This is a genomic window from Caulobacter sp. CCUG 60055, assembly GCF_022750545.1.
GTDB lineage: Bacteria > Pseudomonadota > Alphaproteobacteria > Caulobacterales > Caulobacteraceae > PUIC01.
This window is the reverse complement of record NZ_PUIC01000004.1, coordinates 1-14,569: the sequence shown is the minus strand read 5'-3', so window position 1 is coordinate 14,569 and position 14,569 is coordinate 1. Positions and strand designations below refer to the sequence as shown.

Annotated in this window: 16 protein-coding genes and 2 pseudogenes; 6 read left to right on the top strand and 12 right to left on the bottom strand. The window is 68.5% G+C overall.

Annotation, left to right across the window (positions count from 1 at the left end; translation table 11 throughout):
- Position 1: 1 nt before the first annotated feature.
- The 3 genes from C5708_RS07995 to purC all read right to left on the bottom strand — a co-directional run bounded on the left by C5708_RS07995 (position 2) and on the right by purC (position 1,593).
- Positions 2-487: a DUF3291 domain-containing protein gene (locus C5708_RS07995; RefSeq protein WP_242919707.1), complete on the bottom strand. Its 486-nt coding sequence runs from the start codon at positions 485-487 to the stop codon at positions 2-4.
- Between the two features lie 86 nt (positions 488-573).
- The gene (gene purS, locus C5708_RS07990; RefSeq protein ID WP_242919705.1) at positions 574-816 is read right to left on the bottom strand and encodes a phosphoribosylformylglycinamidine synthase subunit PurS; all 243 of its coding nucleotides are present in this window, start codon (positions 814-816) and stop codon (positions 574-576) included.
- Between the two features lie 21 nt (positions 817-837).
- Positions 838-1,593 (bottom strand): phosphoribosylaminoimidazolesuccinocarboxamide synthase, encoded by a 756-nt coding sequence (gene purC / locus C5708_RS07985; protein WP_242919703.1) that lies wholly within the window; start codon positions 1,591-1,593, stop codon positions 838-840.
- 302 nt (positions 1,594-1,895) lie between these two features.
- On the opposite strand from purC, the gene C5708_RS07980 reads away from it, so the two are divergent.
- Complete coding sequence (locus tag C5708_RS07980; protein ID WP_121449843.1) at positions 1,896-2,213, top strand: DUF1476 domain-containing protein; 318 nt, start codon at positions 1,896-1,898, stop codon at positions 2,211-2,213.
- Positions 2,214-2,253: 40 nt separating this feature from the next.
- On the opposite strand, the gene C5708_RS07975 is transcribed toward C5708_RS07980, so the two are convergent.
- The 3 genes from C5708_RS07975 to purB are packed head-to-tail and all read right to left on the bottom strand — an operon-like array spanning position 2,254 to position 5,337.
- Positions 2,254-3,258 carry a 2OG-Fe(II) oxygenase gene (locus tag C5708_RS07975; RefSeq protein ID WP_242919701.1) on the bottom strand — a complete coding sequence of 335 codons (1,005 nt, stop codon included), beginning with the start codon at positions 3,256-3,258 and terminating at the stop codon, positions 2,254-2,256.
- Positions 3,259-3,268: 10 nt separating this feature from the next.
- The gene (locus C5708_RS07970) at positions 3,269-4,030 is read right to left on the bottom strand and encodes a 2OG-Fe(II) oxygenase family protein (protein WP_242919699.1); all 762 of its coding nucleotides are present in this window, start codon (positions 4,028-4,030) and stop codon (positions 3,269-3,271) included.
- Positions 4,030-5,337 (bottom strand): adenylosuccinate lyase, encoded by a 1,308-nt coding sequence (gene purB, locus C5708_RS07965; RefSeq protein ID WP_242919698.1) that lies wholly within the window; start codon positions 5,335-5,337, stop codon positions 4,030-4,032. Before purB ends, C5708_RS07970 begins: the two co-directional genes overlap by 1 nt.
- 171 nt (positions 5,338-5,508) lie before the next feature.
- Here purB and C5708_RS07960 point away from each other — a divergent pair, with 171 nt between their 5' ends.
- A complete protein-coding gene (locus tag C5708_RS07960; RefSeq protein ID WP_242919695.1) occupies positions 5,509-6,621 on the top strand; it encodes a peptidoglycan-binding domain-containing protein in 1,113 nt (370 codons plus the stop codon).
- Positions 6,622-6,708: 87 nt separating this feature from the next.
- On the opposite strand, the gene C5708_RS07955 is transcribed toward C5708_RS07960, so the two are convergent.
- A complete protein-coding gene (locus tag C5708_RS07955) occupies positions 6,709-8,160 on the bottom strand; it encodes an MFS transporter (protein ID WP_242919693.1) in 1,452 nt (483 codons plus the stop codon).
- Between the two features lie 106 nt (positions 8,161-8,266).
- On the opposite strand from C5708_RS07955, the gene C5708_RS07950 reads away from it, so the two are divergent.
- Positions 8,267-8,890 (top strand): glutathione S-transferase family protein, encoded by a 624-nt coding sequence (locus tag C5708_RS07950; protein ID WP_242919691.1) that lies wholly within the window; start codon positions 8,267-8,269, stop codon positions 8,888-8,890.
- A 10-nt stretch (positions 8,891-8,900) separates the two neighbouring features.
- Here C5708_RS07950 and eco read toward each other — a convergent pair whose 3' ends face one another.
- On the bottom strand, positions 8,901-9,410 hold the full coding sequence (eco, locus tag C5708_RS07945) for a serine protease inhibitor ecotin (protein WP_242919690.1): 510 nt from the start codon (positions 9,408-9,410) through the stop codon (positions 8,901-8,903).
- A 137-nt stretch (positions 9,411-9,547) separates the two neighbouring features.
- Here eco and C5708_RS07940 point away from each other — a divergent pair, with 137 nt between their 5' ends.
- Entirely contained in the window at positions 9,548-10,126 is a 579-nt protein-coding gene (locus C5708_RS07940; RefSeq protein ID WP_242919688.1) for a GNAT family N-acetyltransferase, read from the top strand.
- Here the strand turns inward: C5708_RS07940 and C5708_RS07935 are convergent.
- From C5708_RS07935 to C5708_RS07920, 4 genes and pseudogenes are all read right to left on the bottom strand, one after another.
- On the bottom strand, positions 10,123-11,358 hold the full coding sequence (locus C5708_RS07935) for a dipeptidase (RefSeq protein ID WP_242919686.1): 1,236 nt from the start codon (positions 11,356-11,358) through the stop codon (positions 10,123-10,125). The two genes, C5708_RS07940 and C5708_RS07935, sit on opposite strands and share 4 nt — an antisense overlap.
- A gap of 111 nt (positions 11,359-11,469) precedes the next feature.
- Complete coding sequence (locus tag C5708_RS07930) at positions 11,470-11,700, bottom strand: hypothetical protein (protein ID WP_242919684.1); 231 nt, start codon at positions 11,698-11,700, stop codon at positions 11,470-11,472.
- Between the two features lie 551 nt (positions 11,701-12,251).
- Positions 12,252-12,416 (bottom strand): annotated as a pseudogene (locus tag C5708_RS07925) (JAB domain-containing protein); the annotation flags it as partial.
- A gap of 105 nt (positions 12,417-12,521) precedes the next feature.
- Entirely contained in the window at positions 12,522-12,752 is a 231-nt protein-coding gene (locus C5708_RS07920; RefSeq protein ID WP_137900589.1) for a helix-turn-helix domain-containing protein, read from the bottom strand.
- Between the two features lie 548 nt (positions 12,753-13,300).
- On the opposite strand from C5708_RS07920, the gene C5708_RS07915 reads away from it, so the two are divergent.
- Positions 13,301-14,290 (top strand): TerC family protein, encoded by a 990-nt coding sequence (locus tag C5708_RS07915; RefSeq protein ID WP_242919682.1) that lies wholly within the window; start codon positions 13,301-13,303, stop codon positions 14,288-14,290.
- A pseudogene (locus C5708_RS07910) lies at positions 14,290-14,569 on the top strand (hypothetical protein); the annotation flags it as partial. The gene C5708_RS07915 and the pseudogene C5708_RS07910, both read left to right, overlap by 1 nt.

Genomic DNA, 14,569 nt, shown 5'->3' with positions numbered 1-14,569 from the left:
ATCAGCCGACGGCGGCCGCCACCGCGGGAGCGGGGAAGCGGGTCTTGAAGTCGAAGGCGTGGGCGGTCGGCCCGTGCGCCCGCAGGTGGTCGAGGCGCGCGACGCAGTCTTCCAGGGCGGGGGTCTGGCCCGCCGGCAGCCACCACATCACCAGGGTCGGCTGGTCCGAGGGCTGGAACCACTCGTGACGGCGGCGCACGAACTCCTTGTGGTCCGTGCGGTAGGCGAAGGCGGCCAGGGCCTCGAGGCTTTCCCACACCGAGGCGTTGACCAGCAGGTCCTGGTCCTCGAAGGGGCGCAGGTCGGTGGCGTCGAAGCCGGTTCCCACCGCGCGCCACACGAACCCCGGCTGGGCTTCGGCCAGCAGGTTGATCCGCTCCAGGTTGTCGCGGAAGTCGTCGATGCGGGGATCGTCCAGCGGCGCGACCAGCTTGCCGACATTGACCTGGGCGAGATGATGCCGGCCATGCGCCTGATGAGGAACCATCCCCGTCTCCCTAACGCCCGTTCTCTTTGGTCGAGCGGATCGCAGATGGAGAGGGGGATTCCCAAATTCCAGGGATCGCGGGTCGATCAGGCGACGATTTCGACCCGGTAGCTTTCGATGACGGTGTTGGCGAGCAGCTTCTCGCACATGGTCTTGACCTCGGCCTGGGCCTCGTCGGCGCCGGCGGCCTTGAGGTCGAACTCGATGGTCTTGCCGACGCGGACATGCTCGACGCCGCCCCAGCCGAGGCCGTGCAGGGCGCCTTCGATGGCCTTGCCCTGGACGTCGAGGACGCCGGGCTTCAGGAACACGTGGACTTTGGCTTTCATGATCACCCTGACGCTTAGCTCTTAACCCTTGCCGCCCTGAATGACGGTCGGCATCTCGTTCATGATGCCGAGCCGGCGGGCGACTTCCGTATAGCTTTCGATGACATTGCCCAGATCGCGGCGGAAGCGGTCCTTGTCCAGCTTCTCGTTGGTCTGCGAATCCCACAGGCGGCAGGAATCGGGGCTGATCTCGTCGGCCAGGATGATGCGGGCGAAGTCGCCTTCCCACACCCGGCCGAACTCGACCTTGAAGTCGACCAGGGTGATGCCGACGGCGCCGAACATGCCGCTCAGATAGTCGTTCACGCGCAGGGTCATGGCCATCATGTCGTCGATCTCCTGGGTCTGGGCCCAGTTGAACGCGGTGATGTGCTCCTCGGTGACCAGCGGGTCGCCCAGCTTGTCGTCCTTGAAGTAGAACTCGATGATCGAGCGCGGCAGGGCCTGGCCTTCGGGCAGGCCCAGGCGGGTGGAGAGCGAGCCGGCGACTACGTTGCGGCAGACCACCTCCAGCGGGATGATCTCGACTTCCTTGATCAGCTGCTCGCGCAGGTTCAGGCGGCGGATGAAGTGATTCTGCACGCCGATGCCGTTCAGGCGCGTCATCACATATTCGCTGATGCGGTTGTTGATGACGCCCTTGCCTTCGAGCACGGCCTTCTTGGTGGCGTTGAAAGCGGTGGCGTCGTCCTTGAAGTACTGGATCAGGGTGCCGGGCTCAGGCCCTTCGTACAGAATCTTGGCCTTGCCTTCGTAGATCTTCTTGCGGCGGGTCATGTCAGCCTTCCTCGGCGCGAGCCGGACCCCGAAAACGAAATCGCGCGCAGCTATCGATTAGCGCGCGCGTTCCACCGGGACCTCTCGCTCATGATATAAGCGGGCGGAACCTAGCGCGGTTTGGGCCCCAGTGGAAGCGGCGGCCGTTTCTCCCGGCGTGTCGATCATGGAAATCCCGCGTGAAAACAGCGGCTTTTCGGTCATGGTCACGCGGCCGATCGTCGCCCGGAAACCTGTTGTGCATTGCGGGGCGGCCCGGCGCGCTATAATGGACCGCGCGAGCTGAGGTTTCTGGAACGAACATGACCACCTTCGACGACCGCGAACAGGCTTTCGAAAACAAGTTCGCACACGATCAGGACATCGAGTTCCGGGCCGTCGCGCGCCGCAACCGGCTGCTCGGCCAATGGGCCGCCGGCCTGATGGGCCTGGAGAGCGTCGAGGAATACGCCAAGGCGGTGGTCAAGTCCGACTTCGAGCAGCCCGGCGACGAGGACGTGCTGCGCAAGGTCAGCCAGGACCTTTCCGGCGCCGGCGTGAAGGTGTCCGAGGGCGAGGTGCGCTCCAAGATGGACGAGCTGCTGGCCGTCGCCCGCGAGCAGATCAAGGCCGGCGCCTAGCCGGGGAAGCCCGGCCGCCGGCCGGGTGTTCCATGCGGGCTCAGCCCGCCGGTCCCCGTACGAACTGGGACAGCAGCCATTTCTCGCCGCGCGTCGGCGGCAGGCCCTCGTGCAGGGTCAGGCGGTCCGGCGCGCCGGACGCGTCGATATTGGCGAAGTACAACGCATCCCCCGCCGCGCCCCGGTGGCGCAGGTCGACCATCGGGAACTGCGTCTCGCCGCCCTCGTAGTCGTCGTTCAGGTACAGAAGGAAGGTCGCGATCCGCTGGCCGTTGGCGGCGATGTCGCGCGCCAGGGCGGGCGCCGCCGGGTCGAGGAAGTCGAAGTGGCGGCTGAAGGCCTGCCCCGGCTTGTAGTGCAGGGCGTTGGGCGGCTCGAACTGGGCGACCGGCAGGCTCATGGCGGCGGCAATGCGCGCCTGGGCCACGGCCAGGACCAGATCGAAGTCCTCCAGCTCGAAGGCGAACTCGCTGTTGGTGCGGCCTTCCTCCAGCATGGCCGCGCCGTCCTCGCGGCCGTAGACCCGCGCCGGCCGCAGGCGACCCTTGGCGCGGGCGACGATCCAGTCGCACAGGGGGCGCGGCAGGAAGCCCTCGACGGCGCGAACGCGCGGCGATTGCAGCACGATCCGCTTGGGCGGCGGGTTCAGCCAGGCCTCGATGTCGACGGCGCGGCGCAGGCGGCGCCAGACGTCCGGCGTCGGCGGAATGGTCCCGAACGCCTGGGCCGCCAGTTTCTGCTCGCCGGTCAGCAGGGCCAGCTGGCGGCGGGCCGAGGCCGAGCCGTTCTCGGCGGCGGTCTGCAGGCAGTCCAGCGCCAGGGCCCAGTTCTGCTCGCGGTGCAGGCCCTTGGCGGACAGCACGGCGACATGGCGCAGGGCCTCGGGATCGCCGGTCTCGGCGGCGTTGGCCAGCAGGTCGGCGCCGTCCTGGGGCCGCAGCGGGGCGCGATCGCCCTTCATCAGCCGCAGGCCCAGCACGCGCCAGGCGTCGGTGTCGCCGTCGCGGCAGGCCTGGACCAGGGTCTCGTAGTCGGCGTTCTTCATCGGCTGCCCCTCAGGCGGCGCCCTTGCCGGCCGGCGGGTCGTCGCGCAGCCAGCCGACCACCGACAGGCGAGGCGAGCCGGCGTAGGCGGCCACCGGCGCCACCGAATGCCAGCGCGGGGTCTTGAACAGGGTCAGCATGTTGAAGGCCGGCATGAAGCCGCGCTCAATCTCGCCCTGGCCGTCATGGAACAGCAGCTGGCCGCCCCAGTCCGGCCGCCAGCGGCGGGTGAAGCCGAGGGTGTAGGCCGCCCGCCGCTCGCCGACGCCCTGGTCGTCGTGCAGGCTCAGGAAGTCGTTGGGCCGGTAGAAGGTGGCCTGGGCGTCGGCCTTGGTCAGCGACGCCTTCGCGCCGATCACGGTCCGGCCGAAGTCGAGGAATTCGGGGCTGTTGAGGAACTCGGTCAGCACGTGGGCCGGATGGCCGGGGTCGCGCCCGGCCAGATAGGCCTCGATCATCGGATAGCAGAGATAGACGTAGGCGAAGCCCTCGCGGGCCCGGCCGACCGCCGCGCCGATCCGCGCGGCCAGGGTCTCGCGGCCGAGCCGGGCCATCGTGGCCTGGTCCAGCACGTCGTGACGGCCCTCGGCGTCGGACAGGGCCAGGTCCCAGCTCATCGAGCCCTCCAGCATCCGGGCCAGGAACTCGGCGACGTCCGGCTCGAACAGGCCCGGGATCTGCACCACGCCGTCGCGGGCGTAGGCCTTGGCGAAACGCGCCGGATCGAGGGCGGGGTTGAGCCGCAGGACCAGTTGCGTTTCGCCGCCCGTCATCAGCCTTCCCCGAACACCCGGTCGAAGATCACATCGACGTTCTTGAAGTGGTAGCCGAGGTCGAACAGGGCTTCGAGCTCGGCGTCGGGCAGGGCCTTGGAGACCACCGGGTCGGCCTTCAGGAAGTCGATGAAGCGGCCTTCGCCGCGCCAGACCTTCATCGCATTGCCCTGGACCGCCGCATAGGCGTCCTCGCGGCTGACGTTCTTCTGGGTCAGGGCCAGCATGACGCGCTGCGAGAACACCAGGCCGCCGAGGCGGTCGAGGTTCCTGGCCATGTTCTCGGGATAGATGTTCAGCCGCTCGACCACGCCGGCCAGGCGGCGCAGGGCGAAGTCGAGGTGGATGGTGGCGTCGGGGGCGATGCCGCGCTCGACCGCCGAGTGGCTGATGTCGCGCTCGTGCCACAGGGCGACGTCCTCCAGGGCCGGCACCACCGCCGAGCGCACCAGCCGGGCCAGGCCCGTCAGGTTCTCGGTCAGGATCGGGTTGCGCTTGTGCGGCATGGCCGACGAGCCCTTCTGGCCCGGATCGAACGGCTCCTCGGCCTCCAGCACCTCGGTGCGCTGCAGGTGGCGGATCTCGACGGCCAGACGCTCGACCGACGAGGCGACCACGGCCAGGGCGGCGAAATAGGCGGCGTGGCGGTCGCGCGGGATCACCTGGGTCGATACCGGCTCGACGGCCAGGCCCATCTTCTCGGCCACGTGCTTTTCGACGCGCGGGTCGACATTGGCGAAGGTGCCGACGGCGCCGGAGATGGCGCAGGTGGCGATCTCGAACCGGGCCATGGCCAGGCGCTCCTTGGCGCGCTGGAACTCGGCGTAGTGGCCGGCGAGCTTGAGGCCGAAGGTGGTCGGCTCGGCGTGGATGCCGTGGCTGCGGCCGACGGTCGGGGTCAGTTTGTGCTCGAAGGCGCGGCGTTTCAGCGCAGCCAGCACCAGGTCGACGTCGTCGAGCAGCAGGTCGGTGGCCCGCGACAGCTGCACCGCCAGGCAGGTGTCGAGCACGTCGGACGAGGTCATGCCCTGGTGCAGGAAGCGGGCCTCGGGGCCGACGATCTCGGAGACGTGGGTCAGGAAGGCGATGACGTCGTGCTTGGTGACGCGCTCGATCTCGTCGATGCGGTCCGAGTCCCACAGCGCGTCGCGGCCTTTCTCCCAAATGGTTTGCGCGGCCAGCTTCGGGATGGTCCCGATCTCGGCCATGGCGTCGGCGGCGTGGGCCTCGATCTCGAACCAGATCTTGTACTTGGTCTGGGGCGACCAGATGTCGGCGGCTTCGGGGCGGGCGTAGCGGGGGATCATGACGGGCGCTCCGACTGCGGTGACGGATGGGATTTCGCCGGGGTCAGTGGGCGGCGGGGACGCGCCTGTCAAGCCGCCGGCTCGCCTGAGGGGAGAAAGCCTGTCCCTGGCGGCTCGACTGGGGGTTAATGTTCTCTGAACGTCGAAGACCTTGCTGGACTTGCCGAGCTCATGCGCAAAACGATCTGGATCCTCGCGGCGGCCGGCGCCGTCCTGATGACCGCCTCCCAGGCCGCCGCCAAGGCCGATGTGGAGCTGGCCGGCGGACCGCCGGCGCAGGGGCCGGGGCCCCGGGCCGACGCGCCGCCGATGCGCCCCGACCTGCCGGCGGCCGGACCGGCGTCGGGCCTGCCGCTGGGCTTCGACGGGGTGGTCTGCCCGCCCGACAGCGTGGCCGGCATCGCCCGGCCCGGCCAGTGCTTCGCCCAGGTCAACATCGCCCCGCTGATCGAGACCTACACCGAACAGGTGCTGGTGACGCCGGAACGGCGCGAGACGCGCACCATCCCCGCCGTCCGCGAATGGGTCGACCAGCCGGTGGTGGCCGTCCCCGGCCGCGTCGAGCGGATCGTCGTGCCGGCGACCTATCGCACGGTGATGGAGACGGTGGTGGTCAGCCCCGCCACGGTGCGGCGCGACGTCATACCGGCCCAGTACGACACCGTGTCCGTCCAGGAGCTGGCCGCGCCGGCCCACACCGAATGGCGCCGCTCCGACGGCTATACGCGGGCGGGCTGGACGCCGTCCTATCCGGGCGGCCCGGCGGCGACGGGCGAGATCTATTGCCTGGTCGAGGTGCCGGCCTCTTATCGCACGGTGCAGCGCCCCGTGCTGCGCTCGCCCGAGCGGGTGGTCGAGACGCCGATCCCGGCCGTCACCCGTCAGGTCGCCCGGCAGGTGGTCGACCAGCCGGCCCGCACCGTCGAACGCACCGTGCCGCCGGTGATCCGCACCGAGCGGGTCGAGCGGGTGGTCAGGCCCGAGCGCGCCGAGAGCTATGTCGTGCCGGCGGTCTACCAGCCGGCTACGCGCGAGCGGGCCGTACGGCCCGCCGGGGTGGAATGGCGCGAGGTGCTGTGCGAGCGCAACGCCTCGCCCGAGGTCATCCGCCGGGCCCAGAATACGCTGAACGCCTGGGGCTACGACGCCGGCCGGCCCGACGGGACGCTGAACGGCCAGACCCGCGCCGCCATCGTCCGCTTCCAGCACGCCCAGCGGCTGGCCGAAGGCGCCTTCACCGTCGAGACCGCCCGCATGCTGGGGGTGCTGCCGGCGGGCGCGTAGTGAAGTTGGGCCGGCCCGCCGTCCGGCGGCGGGCCGGTCCCGGGGCTCCCCGGGGGCTTGGGGAGTCGGGGCGGCGAGGAGGCCGGCTCAGGCGGCCCTCTTCGCCGCCGCGGCCTTGAGGTCGCGGCCCAGGCTGACCGCCGCCAGCAGGTAGTGCACTCCGGCCCAGGCGTAGATCAGCGTCGTGGCCAGGATGGCGTGGCGCGCGCCCAGGCCGACCGCGCCGCGGCAGGCCGCCGCCGCCTCGGCCGAGGCGCCGGCCACGGCCTTGCCGCCGGGACAGGCGGCCTGGAAGGCGCCCAGGCCCTGGCTGGCGAAGGCGTGCTGGCTGAACAGGTCCGCCAGCCAGCCGGTGAACACCGGCCCCGCCCCCAGGGCGATCAGGTTCAGCACCAGGAACAGGATGGCCGTCGCCGTCGCCCGCATGCGCGGCTCGACCAGGTTGTGCGTGGCCGCGAAGGTCGGGCCCAGATAGGTGTAGTGGAAGATCCCTGGGATCAGCAGCAGCAGCGCCGCCGTGGTCCAGGCGTCGCGGCTGTAGGCCAGCAGGTAGACCGGCGTGGCGACCAGCAGGCCGATGGCCGGCACCAGGGCGTACCACTTGCCGTCCGAGCGGCCGAGGCGGTCGGTCAGGAAGCCGCCGAGCAGCGTGCCGGCCCCGGCCGAGAAGCCGCCGATCAGCCCGAAGACCAGACCGACCTTGGCGAGGTTCAACCCGAAGGTGCTGGTGAAGTATTGCGGCACGAACGCGCCGACGCCGTAGCCGGCGAACGAGGCCAGCATCACGCCCAGCGCCAGGTGGATCCACGACCAGCGGCTGAACAGCACCTTGAACACCTGGAGCAGCGAGGGCGGCGCCGCCTGCGGCTCGACCGTGGCGTCGCTGGGCAGCTCCGGGACGGGGGCGGCTTCGGAATGGCCGCGCGGCGGCTCCTTGATCCCCAGCTTGACGATCAGGGCCAGCACGAGGCCCGGCAGGCCGACGATCAGGAAGGCGGCGCGCCAGCTCAGGTTCTGGGCGATCCAGCCGCCGGCCACCGCACCGATCATGGTGCCGAGCGGAATGCCGAACGAATAGATCGACAGCGCCGTCGCCCGCTTCTTCGGTTCGTAATAGTCCGAGATCAGCGAATGGGCCGGGGGCGAGCAGCCGGCCTCGCCGACGCCGACGCCGACGCGGAACAGCAGCAGGACCAGGAAGTTTTGGGCCACGCCGCACAGGGCGGTGAAGGCCGACCACGCCGCCAGGCAGACGGCGATGATCGAGACGCGGCTCTTGCGCTCGGCCAGCCGGGCGATGGGCAGGCCCAGCAGCGCGTAGAGGACGGCGAAGGCGGGTCCCTGCAGCAGGCCGATCTGGGTCGCCGTCAGCTTGAGGTCGGCGCGCAGGGCCGGAGCCAGATAAGCGATGATGGTGCGGTCGATGAAGTTGCTGGTGTAGACCACGAGCAGCAACCCGAGGACCCAGCGCTTGTAGCCTTCCGAAAACAGCGGCTTGGCGCGAGACGTCAAGCCGGCCGGCGCGACGGCGTCGGTCATGTACGCATTCCCTTCCCGGTGAAACAGTTGTTCTAATTCTTGTCGCCACTCTAACCCCAAGCTAGGGCTGCGCCAGCCATTTGCGCGGCGTGCGGAGGAAGCGGGCATGGAAATCGTCATCGGCACCAAGAACTGGTCGTCCTGGTCCCTGCGGCCGTGGCTGGCGCTGAAGCGCACCGGCGCGCCCTTCGTCGAGACGGTGATTCAGCTGCGGCAGGCGACGGCCTCCGAGACCGCCATCTCGGCCCACTCGCCGTCACGGCTGGTGCCGGTGCTCAAGGACGGCGACCTGACGATCTGGGATTCCCTGGCGATCTGCGAATACCTCGCCGAGAAGTTCCCGGCCGCCCGGCTGTGGCCGCAAGACCCGGCGGCTCGCGCCCTGGGCCGCGCGGCGGCGGCCGAGATGCATTCGGGCTTCACCTCGCTGCGCGGCGAGTGCCCGATGGAGATCGACGCCCGCCACGACGCCGACCTGTCGGAGGCGACCCGCAAGGACGTCCGCCGCATCGTCGCCCTGTGGAGCGACCTGCGCGCCCGGTTCGGCGCCGAGGGGCCGTTCCTGCTCGGCGGCTGGTCGATCGCCGACGCCTTCTACACGCCCGTCGCGACGCGTTTCCGCACCTACGGCGTGAAGCTGTCCGACCACGGCGACACGGGCGCGGCCGGCGCTTATTGCGAGGCCCTGCTGGCGACGCCCGAGTTCAGGGCGTGGGAAGCGGCCGTCTGACGGCGCGCGGCTAGGGCGCCTGCTGTTCCGGTCCCGCCTGCCAGACCCGGTAGCGGAGTTCGACGTCTCGCGGCGTGTAGACCACCAGCGGCAGGCGGCTGTTGTAGCGGATCAGCGTCTCGTCGGCGACGCCGACGAAGCGGCGCTGGGCCGAGCCGCGCGGACAGGCCATCAGGGTCGAAGGGCCCGGCGTCAGGTCGCGCAGCACATAGTAGTCGTAGCCCCAGCCCTGGGCCGTGCGCTGTTCCAGCTTGCCGCCGAAGGCGCGCTGGTTGCAGTCGGCCAAGACCGTGCGGCCGACGATCAGCTCCACCTTGAGCGCGCCCTCGTCCCGGGCCGGCGGCAGGCGGATCACCCGCCGGACCTGACCGCGCGCGGCGTCGGGGAAGGCGCGCAGGTCCCGGGCGTCGGGCTGCGGCTCGGGACGCGGCGGCGAGCGGGCCTCGCTCGGGCCGCCGGCGGCGGCGAGCGCCACGGCGGCGGCGCAAAGGGTGAAAAGGCCGGGCTTCAGATGGACCATGCTCGGGCTCCTGTCGCCGGACGTTCCGGCCGTCACCTTGCGAAACAGCCAGGAGCCCGCGAGGTTGCATTCGGTCGGAGCCCGGCTACAGGATCGCGCGCCCGGGCGTCGACCGCCCACGGGGTCGGAGAACGATCATGTCGAGCAAACCCGGCGCGGCCGTCCCCATGGCGCTGGAGACCGAGCGCCTGCTGCTGCGCGCCTGGACCGACGCCGACCGCGCGCCCTTCGCCGCCATCAACGCCGACCCCGAGGTGCGGCGCTATTACTATCCCAGCGTCCTCGACGCGGCCGAGACCGACGCCTTGATCGACGAGGCCATCGCCCAGCACGCGCGTGACGGCTTCGGCTTCATGGCCGTCCGCCGCAAGGCCGACGGGGTGCTGATCGGCGGCGCGGGCCTGTCGGTCGCCGGCGACGAGGCCCCAGGCGAGGACCGCATCGAGCTCGGCTGGATCCTGGGGCGGGCCTTCTGGCGGCAGGGCTACGCCGCCGAAATCTCGGCGGCGTGCCTGGATTTCGCCTGGAGCGTTCTCAGGCTCGGCCGGGTGATCGGCTACACCTCCAAGATCAACCTGCCGTCGCAGCGGGCGATGGAGAAGATCGGCATGCGCCCGACCGTCGCCTTCGAGGACGTCACCGTGCCGCCGGGCGATCCTTTGCGGCCGCACCTCCTCTATGCGATCGACAACCCCGGCCGGGCCGGCGCGCCCTAGCCCGCCGGCGTCGCGGCCTTGGCCGCCGTCGCCTTGTTGGCCTCGGCCTGACGCATCACCCGCAGGATGTTGCCGCTCCAGATCTTGCGCAGATCGGCTTCGGAATAGCCGGCCTGCCGCAAGCGGGCGTTGATCTTGGGCAGGTCGGCGACGTCCTTCATGCCCACGACGCCGCCGCCGCCGTCCCAGTCGGCCCCGACGCCGACATGGTCGACGCCCGCGACCTTGAGCGCGTGCAGCAGGTTGGCCATGAAGTCGTCGAAGCTGGCCGGCGGCGGATACTTGGCGTCGATCCGGCGCTGCTCGGCCTTGAGGCGGCCGATCTCGGCGGCGCTCAGGGTCGAGAGGCGGTCCTTATCCGCGTCGACGCGGTCCTGGTCGGCGCGGGTGGCCGGATCGAGCTTGGTCCTGGGCTTCAGATAGACGCTGTTGATCTGGATGACGCCGCCGGCCGCCGCCAGCTTGCGCAGGCGCCCGTCGTCGAGGTTGCGCGGGTGGTCGAACACCGCCTTGCAGCCGGAATGCGACAGGACGATGGGCGTCTTCGACACGGTCAGCAGCTGGTCGAAGACATCGTCCGAGGCGTGCGAGGCGTCGATCATGATCCCCAGCCGGTTGGCCTCGGCCACCCAGGCCTTGCCCAGCGGGCTGAGGCCGTGCCAGCGCGGCGTGTCGGTGGCGCTGTCGGCGAACTGGTTGTTGCGGAAGTGCACCGGCCCGGCCAGCCGCAGGCCCAGGTCGTAGAAGGTCCGCAGCAGCGTCAGGTCCTCGCCGAGGGGATAGCTGTTCTCCATGCTCTGGAAGACGACGCGCTTGTGCTGGGCGGCGATGCGCGCGGCGTCGTCGGCGGCGAAGGCCAGGGCGAAGCGGTCGGAATGGCGGGCGACCATCTCGCGGATCCAGACGGCGCGCATCAGGGCCTCGTCGCGGGCGGCGGCGTAGCCTTCCGCCGTCAGCGGGCCCTGGGCGATGTAGATGGCGAAGAAGCCGCCGGTCAGGCCGCCCCTGACCATGCGCGGATAGTCGACCTGCGAGAACGGATCGGCGCTGTTGTCGGCCATGATGTCCCAGTCGACGCGGCCGAAATTGACCGGCGTGTCGAGGTGGGTGTCGAGCATGATCAGCTCGGACGCGGCCGCGGGTCGGGGTTTGGGCTTCGGCGCGGCCGCCAGGGCGGGCGCGGTGATGGCGGCGACCAGGGCCAGGGCCGAGACGGCGTTGCGCAAAAGCATGATGGTTCCCCCGAAAACGAACAGACGTCAGAACAGCCGCAAGGCCTTGAAGCTTGCCACGCCTTCGCGGCCGACGACCAGATGGTCGTGCGCGGCGGGCGAATGTCTATCTCAAGCGATGTCCGGGAAGCACGCCGTCAACTCGGCGAGCAAGCCACGGATTCCCGCTTCATCGGCATCGGGCGGCCCCATCGGGATCGCTCGTTGTCGTATCGATTCTAGAGACGGGTCGGCGAGGGGGACTGACTCGAAGTCATCCCAGGCCCATTCGTCAGTCCCATTCAGGAAGCCGTTGATCAGGGAGGCTATTGCCTGAGGCGTGCGGGTGGACTTGGCAACCACGGTCGCGTCCTTACGGCAAGGGAGCATGGTAGTTTGTGATTAGACAAGCGGTCCCGATATTCCAGTCCGGTCCCCGAGACATGATCAGTCTGCCGTTGCTCCAACTGAAGGGCCGCGCTCTGTCTTGAGCGCCCGCCTCACGATCTGAGTAGAGACCGCACACCACTTCCTCGCCTTCGCGCCGTTCCCTGGTGGCGACCAAAATCTTGACGGGATGGCTGTCCGTCTTGGCCAGGGCTTGAACTATCGTGGTTTCGATTTCTGGGCTTAGGGGCAAGGGCTCTCCCTTGAGCGGCCCCGAACAACTTCCGGCCCAACGCCCGCCGCGCGCGACGCATTCACGCTCGGGTAGTGCGACTGCAGGGTAGGAGGTGCTCGCTAGTGGCGACGCAGCAGCTTGACCGGCGAAGCAGATGGCGAAAAGGGCGAGGCGCAAGTTCATTGGATTATGATCAAAAATCCCTGTCCAGCCTCGACAGCCACAATCCACCCCACTTCGAAAGCCCGTCCGCTGCGAGCCGCAGTGGTTTGTCTCGTTCGGTGGGCGGGACTCAAAACAGGCGCAGCGCCTTGAAGCTTGCCACGCCTTCGCGGCCGACGACCAGATGGTCGTGCACGGTGATGTTCAGGCTGCGTCCGGCCTCGACCACCTGGCGGGTCATGGCGACGTCGGCGGCCGAGGGCGTCGGGTCGCCGGACGGATGGTTATGGAGGAGTCTGCTATGATCGACTAACCTGCTGTAGTTGCGCTAGAAATTGGTGATGCGTAAGTTGGGTGAGGTCGGCAACTGAGATCGGCAAATCGTGCACCTGGGTGATCATCACACCTGATCCTGACCCCTCATGCCGAGGCGCGTTGATGCACGGCAGGTCACGCGGTTCTTCTCGTCCCAGGCATCGAGTTCGTCAACGGGATACAGCACGGCTTTGCCGATCTTGATGAAAGTCGGCCCGATTCTCATAGCCCGCCAGTTGCGTAGAGTGCCTATCGAGATGCTGCCACGGTAGCGCTCCGCGACTTCTTCGGCAGTGAGATATCTCCTAGGGTCCATGCTTAGCTCCACATCTCGCATTCGCGGCGCCCGCCGACGCACTTTTAGCCAAGGATCACACAAGGCGGTGCGAACACGTTCCGGCAGGTTTCCGCACGCTGGCGCATGCGGTTGCCCGCTACGAATGGGACTTTCACCTTCGGACGGGAAGGGCGGACAAGCGGTGGTAGTGGCCGCGGACACCCACGGATAAGAATCGGACGGGCCGCGCTCGTTCGGTCGGGTGGTCGACGATCGTCGCCCACGGTCCGCTTTTCAAGCAACTCCAGCACAGCGTGCAACGCGGCGCAGAAATGAGCCGAATGACCGCGCGGATCCAGTGATGAGATTGCCGATCAAGCGTGGTCAGGCCGTAAGGCCGATCTGATCTTTGCGTTTGAAGCATCTTCCCTTGTGGCTAGTCTGGGCGCTTCCTATATGACCGTCGCGGGCCGGGCCCCTCTGGCGACCATGATGGTCGTGATGTCGGACCGCATCGAGTGCGCTCGATGCCCGGGTCCGATCCTACGCTCCCGATCGAGCCGCACTCCATGACAGGGAGGCGGCATTTGGAATTCCTACTGCTCGATTGGCTCGGCAACCCCGCTTGGATGTGGCTGGGCTTTGTGTCGATCGTCGGTGTGCTGCTCGCGCTGGACCTCGGTGTCCTGCATCGCAAGCAGAAAGAGATTGGCGTGCGCGAAAGCCTCGTGCTCTCGGCAGGCTACATCGTGCTTGGAGTCTCCTTCGCCGGCCTCGTTTGGTTGCAGCTGGGCGAAACCGCGGGCATCCAGTATCTCACCGGCTTCGTCGTCGAAAAGAGCCTGGCGCTCGACAACGTCTTTGTGATCGCGTTGATCTTCGGCTACTTCGCGGTACCACGTCAGTATCAGCATCGCGTGCTGTTCTGGGGCATTCTCGGCGTCATCGTTCTACGCGCGATCATGATCGGCATCGGCGCCACGCTGGTCGCCGAGTTTGCGTGGGTTCTCTACGTCTTTGCGGCCTTCCTTATCCTGACCGGGATCAAGATGCTGGCGCTGGGTGACAAGGAGACCGATCTCTCAAAGAACCCGGTCCTCAAGCTGATCCGCCGCCGCTTCCGCGTGACCGAGGAGTTGCACGGTGAGCGCTTCCTGGTGAAGCTGCCGGACCCGAGGACGGGGCGGCCGGTGCGCTATATGACGCCGCTCTTCCTCGCGCTGATCCTGATCGAGATCGCGGACGTGATTTTCGCGGTGGACTCAGTGCCCGCGATCTTCGCGATCACCACCGATCCCTACATTGTGTACACGTCGAATATCTTCGCGATCCTGGGGCTTCGCGCGCTCTATTTTGCACTTGCTGCCGTTCTGCACCGCTTCGCTTACCTCAAGCAGGCGCTTGCCGTGCTGCTGATCTTCATCGGCTCGAAGATCTTCGTCGCCGATTTCCTCGGGCTCGACAAATTTCCCGCCATCTGGTCGCTCGGCGCCACTTTCGCGATCCTCGCCGCCGGCATCGTCTATTCGCTGTGGCGGACCCGCAATCCCGCCCCTGCCGTGAAAGGCAAGTTCTGATGCCGTGCCGCGGCGTCTGGCTCGACCGCGGCCAGCTCGCAGAGCTGCTGGGGGTCGCACGGAAGGATGATGCCGCTGATCCGGCCCGCAAACGGGAGCGGACGTCGGAAGCGGCCACGCCAACCGAGAGCCCGCTCGTCTCGAAGGTCGGCGCGTTTGGGACGATGGTCACGACAACTATCGGCGCAACGAGCGGCGATCGCGCATCTTCGACTGATCGGCCGGTTGGCGGCGCTTCATGCAACATCGAGGAAAAGGAGTGTGAATCGGCGTGGAAAA

Bases quoted from the DNA above. Each gene is read 5' to 3' on its own strand.
- C5708_RS07995 (WP_242919707.1), bottom strand. From the start codon at position 487: ATGGTTCCTCATCAGGCGCATGGCCGGCATCATCTCGCCCAGGTCAAT.
- purS (WP_242919705.1), bottom strand. From the start codon at position 816: ATGAAAGCCAAAGTCCACGTGTTCCTGAAGCCCGGCGTCCTCGACGTC.
- purC (WP_242919703.1), bottom strand. From the start codon at position 1,593: ATGACCCGCCGCAAGAAGATCTACGAAGGCAAGGCCAAGATTCTGTAC.
- C5708_RS07980 (WP_121449843.1), top strand. From the start codon at position 1,896: ATGACCACCTTCGACGACCGCGAACAGGCTTTCGAAAACAAGTTCGCA.
- C5708_RS07975 (WP_242919701.1), bottom strand. From the start codon at position 3,258: ATGAAGAACGCCGACTACGAGACCCTGGTCCAGGCCTGCCGCGACGGC.
- C5708_RS07970 (WP_242919699.1), bottom strand. From the start codon at position 4,030: ATGACGGGCGGCGAAACGCAACTGGTCCTGCGGCTCAACCCCGCCCTC.
- purB (WP_242919698.1), bottom strand. From the start codon at position 5,337: ATGATCCCCCGCTACGCCCGCCCCGAAGCCGCCGACATCTGGTCGCCC.
- C5708_RS07960 (WP_242919695.1), top strand. From the start codon at position 5,509: ATGCGCAAAACGATCTGGATCCTCGCGGCGGCCGGCGCCGTCCTGATG.
- C5708_RS07955 (WP_242919693.1), bottom strand. From the start codon at position 8,160: ATGACCGACGCCGTCGCGCCGGCCGGCTTGACGTCTCGCGCCAAGCCG.
- C5708_RS07950 (WP_242919691.1), top strand. From the start codon at position 8,267: ATGGAAATCGTCATCGGCACCAAGAACTGGTCGTCCTGGTCCCTGCGG.
- eco (WP_242919690.1), bottom strand. From the start codon at position 9,410: ATGGTCCATCTGAAGCCCGGCCTTTTCACCCTTTGCGCCGCCGCCGTG.
- C5708_RS07940 (WP_242919688.1), top strand. From the start codon at position 9,548: ATGTCGAGCAAACCCGGCGCGGCCGTCCCCATGGCGCTGGAGACCGAG.
- C5708_RS07935 (WP_242919686.1), bottom strand. From the start codon at position 11,358: ATGCTTTTGCGCAACGCCGTCTCGGCCCTGGCCCTGGTCGCCGCCATC.
- C5708_RS07920 (WP_137900589.1), bottom strand. From the start codon at position 12,752: ATGGACCCTAGGAGATATCTCACTGCCGAAGAAGTCGCGGAGCGCTAC.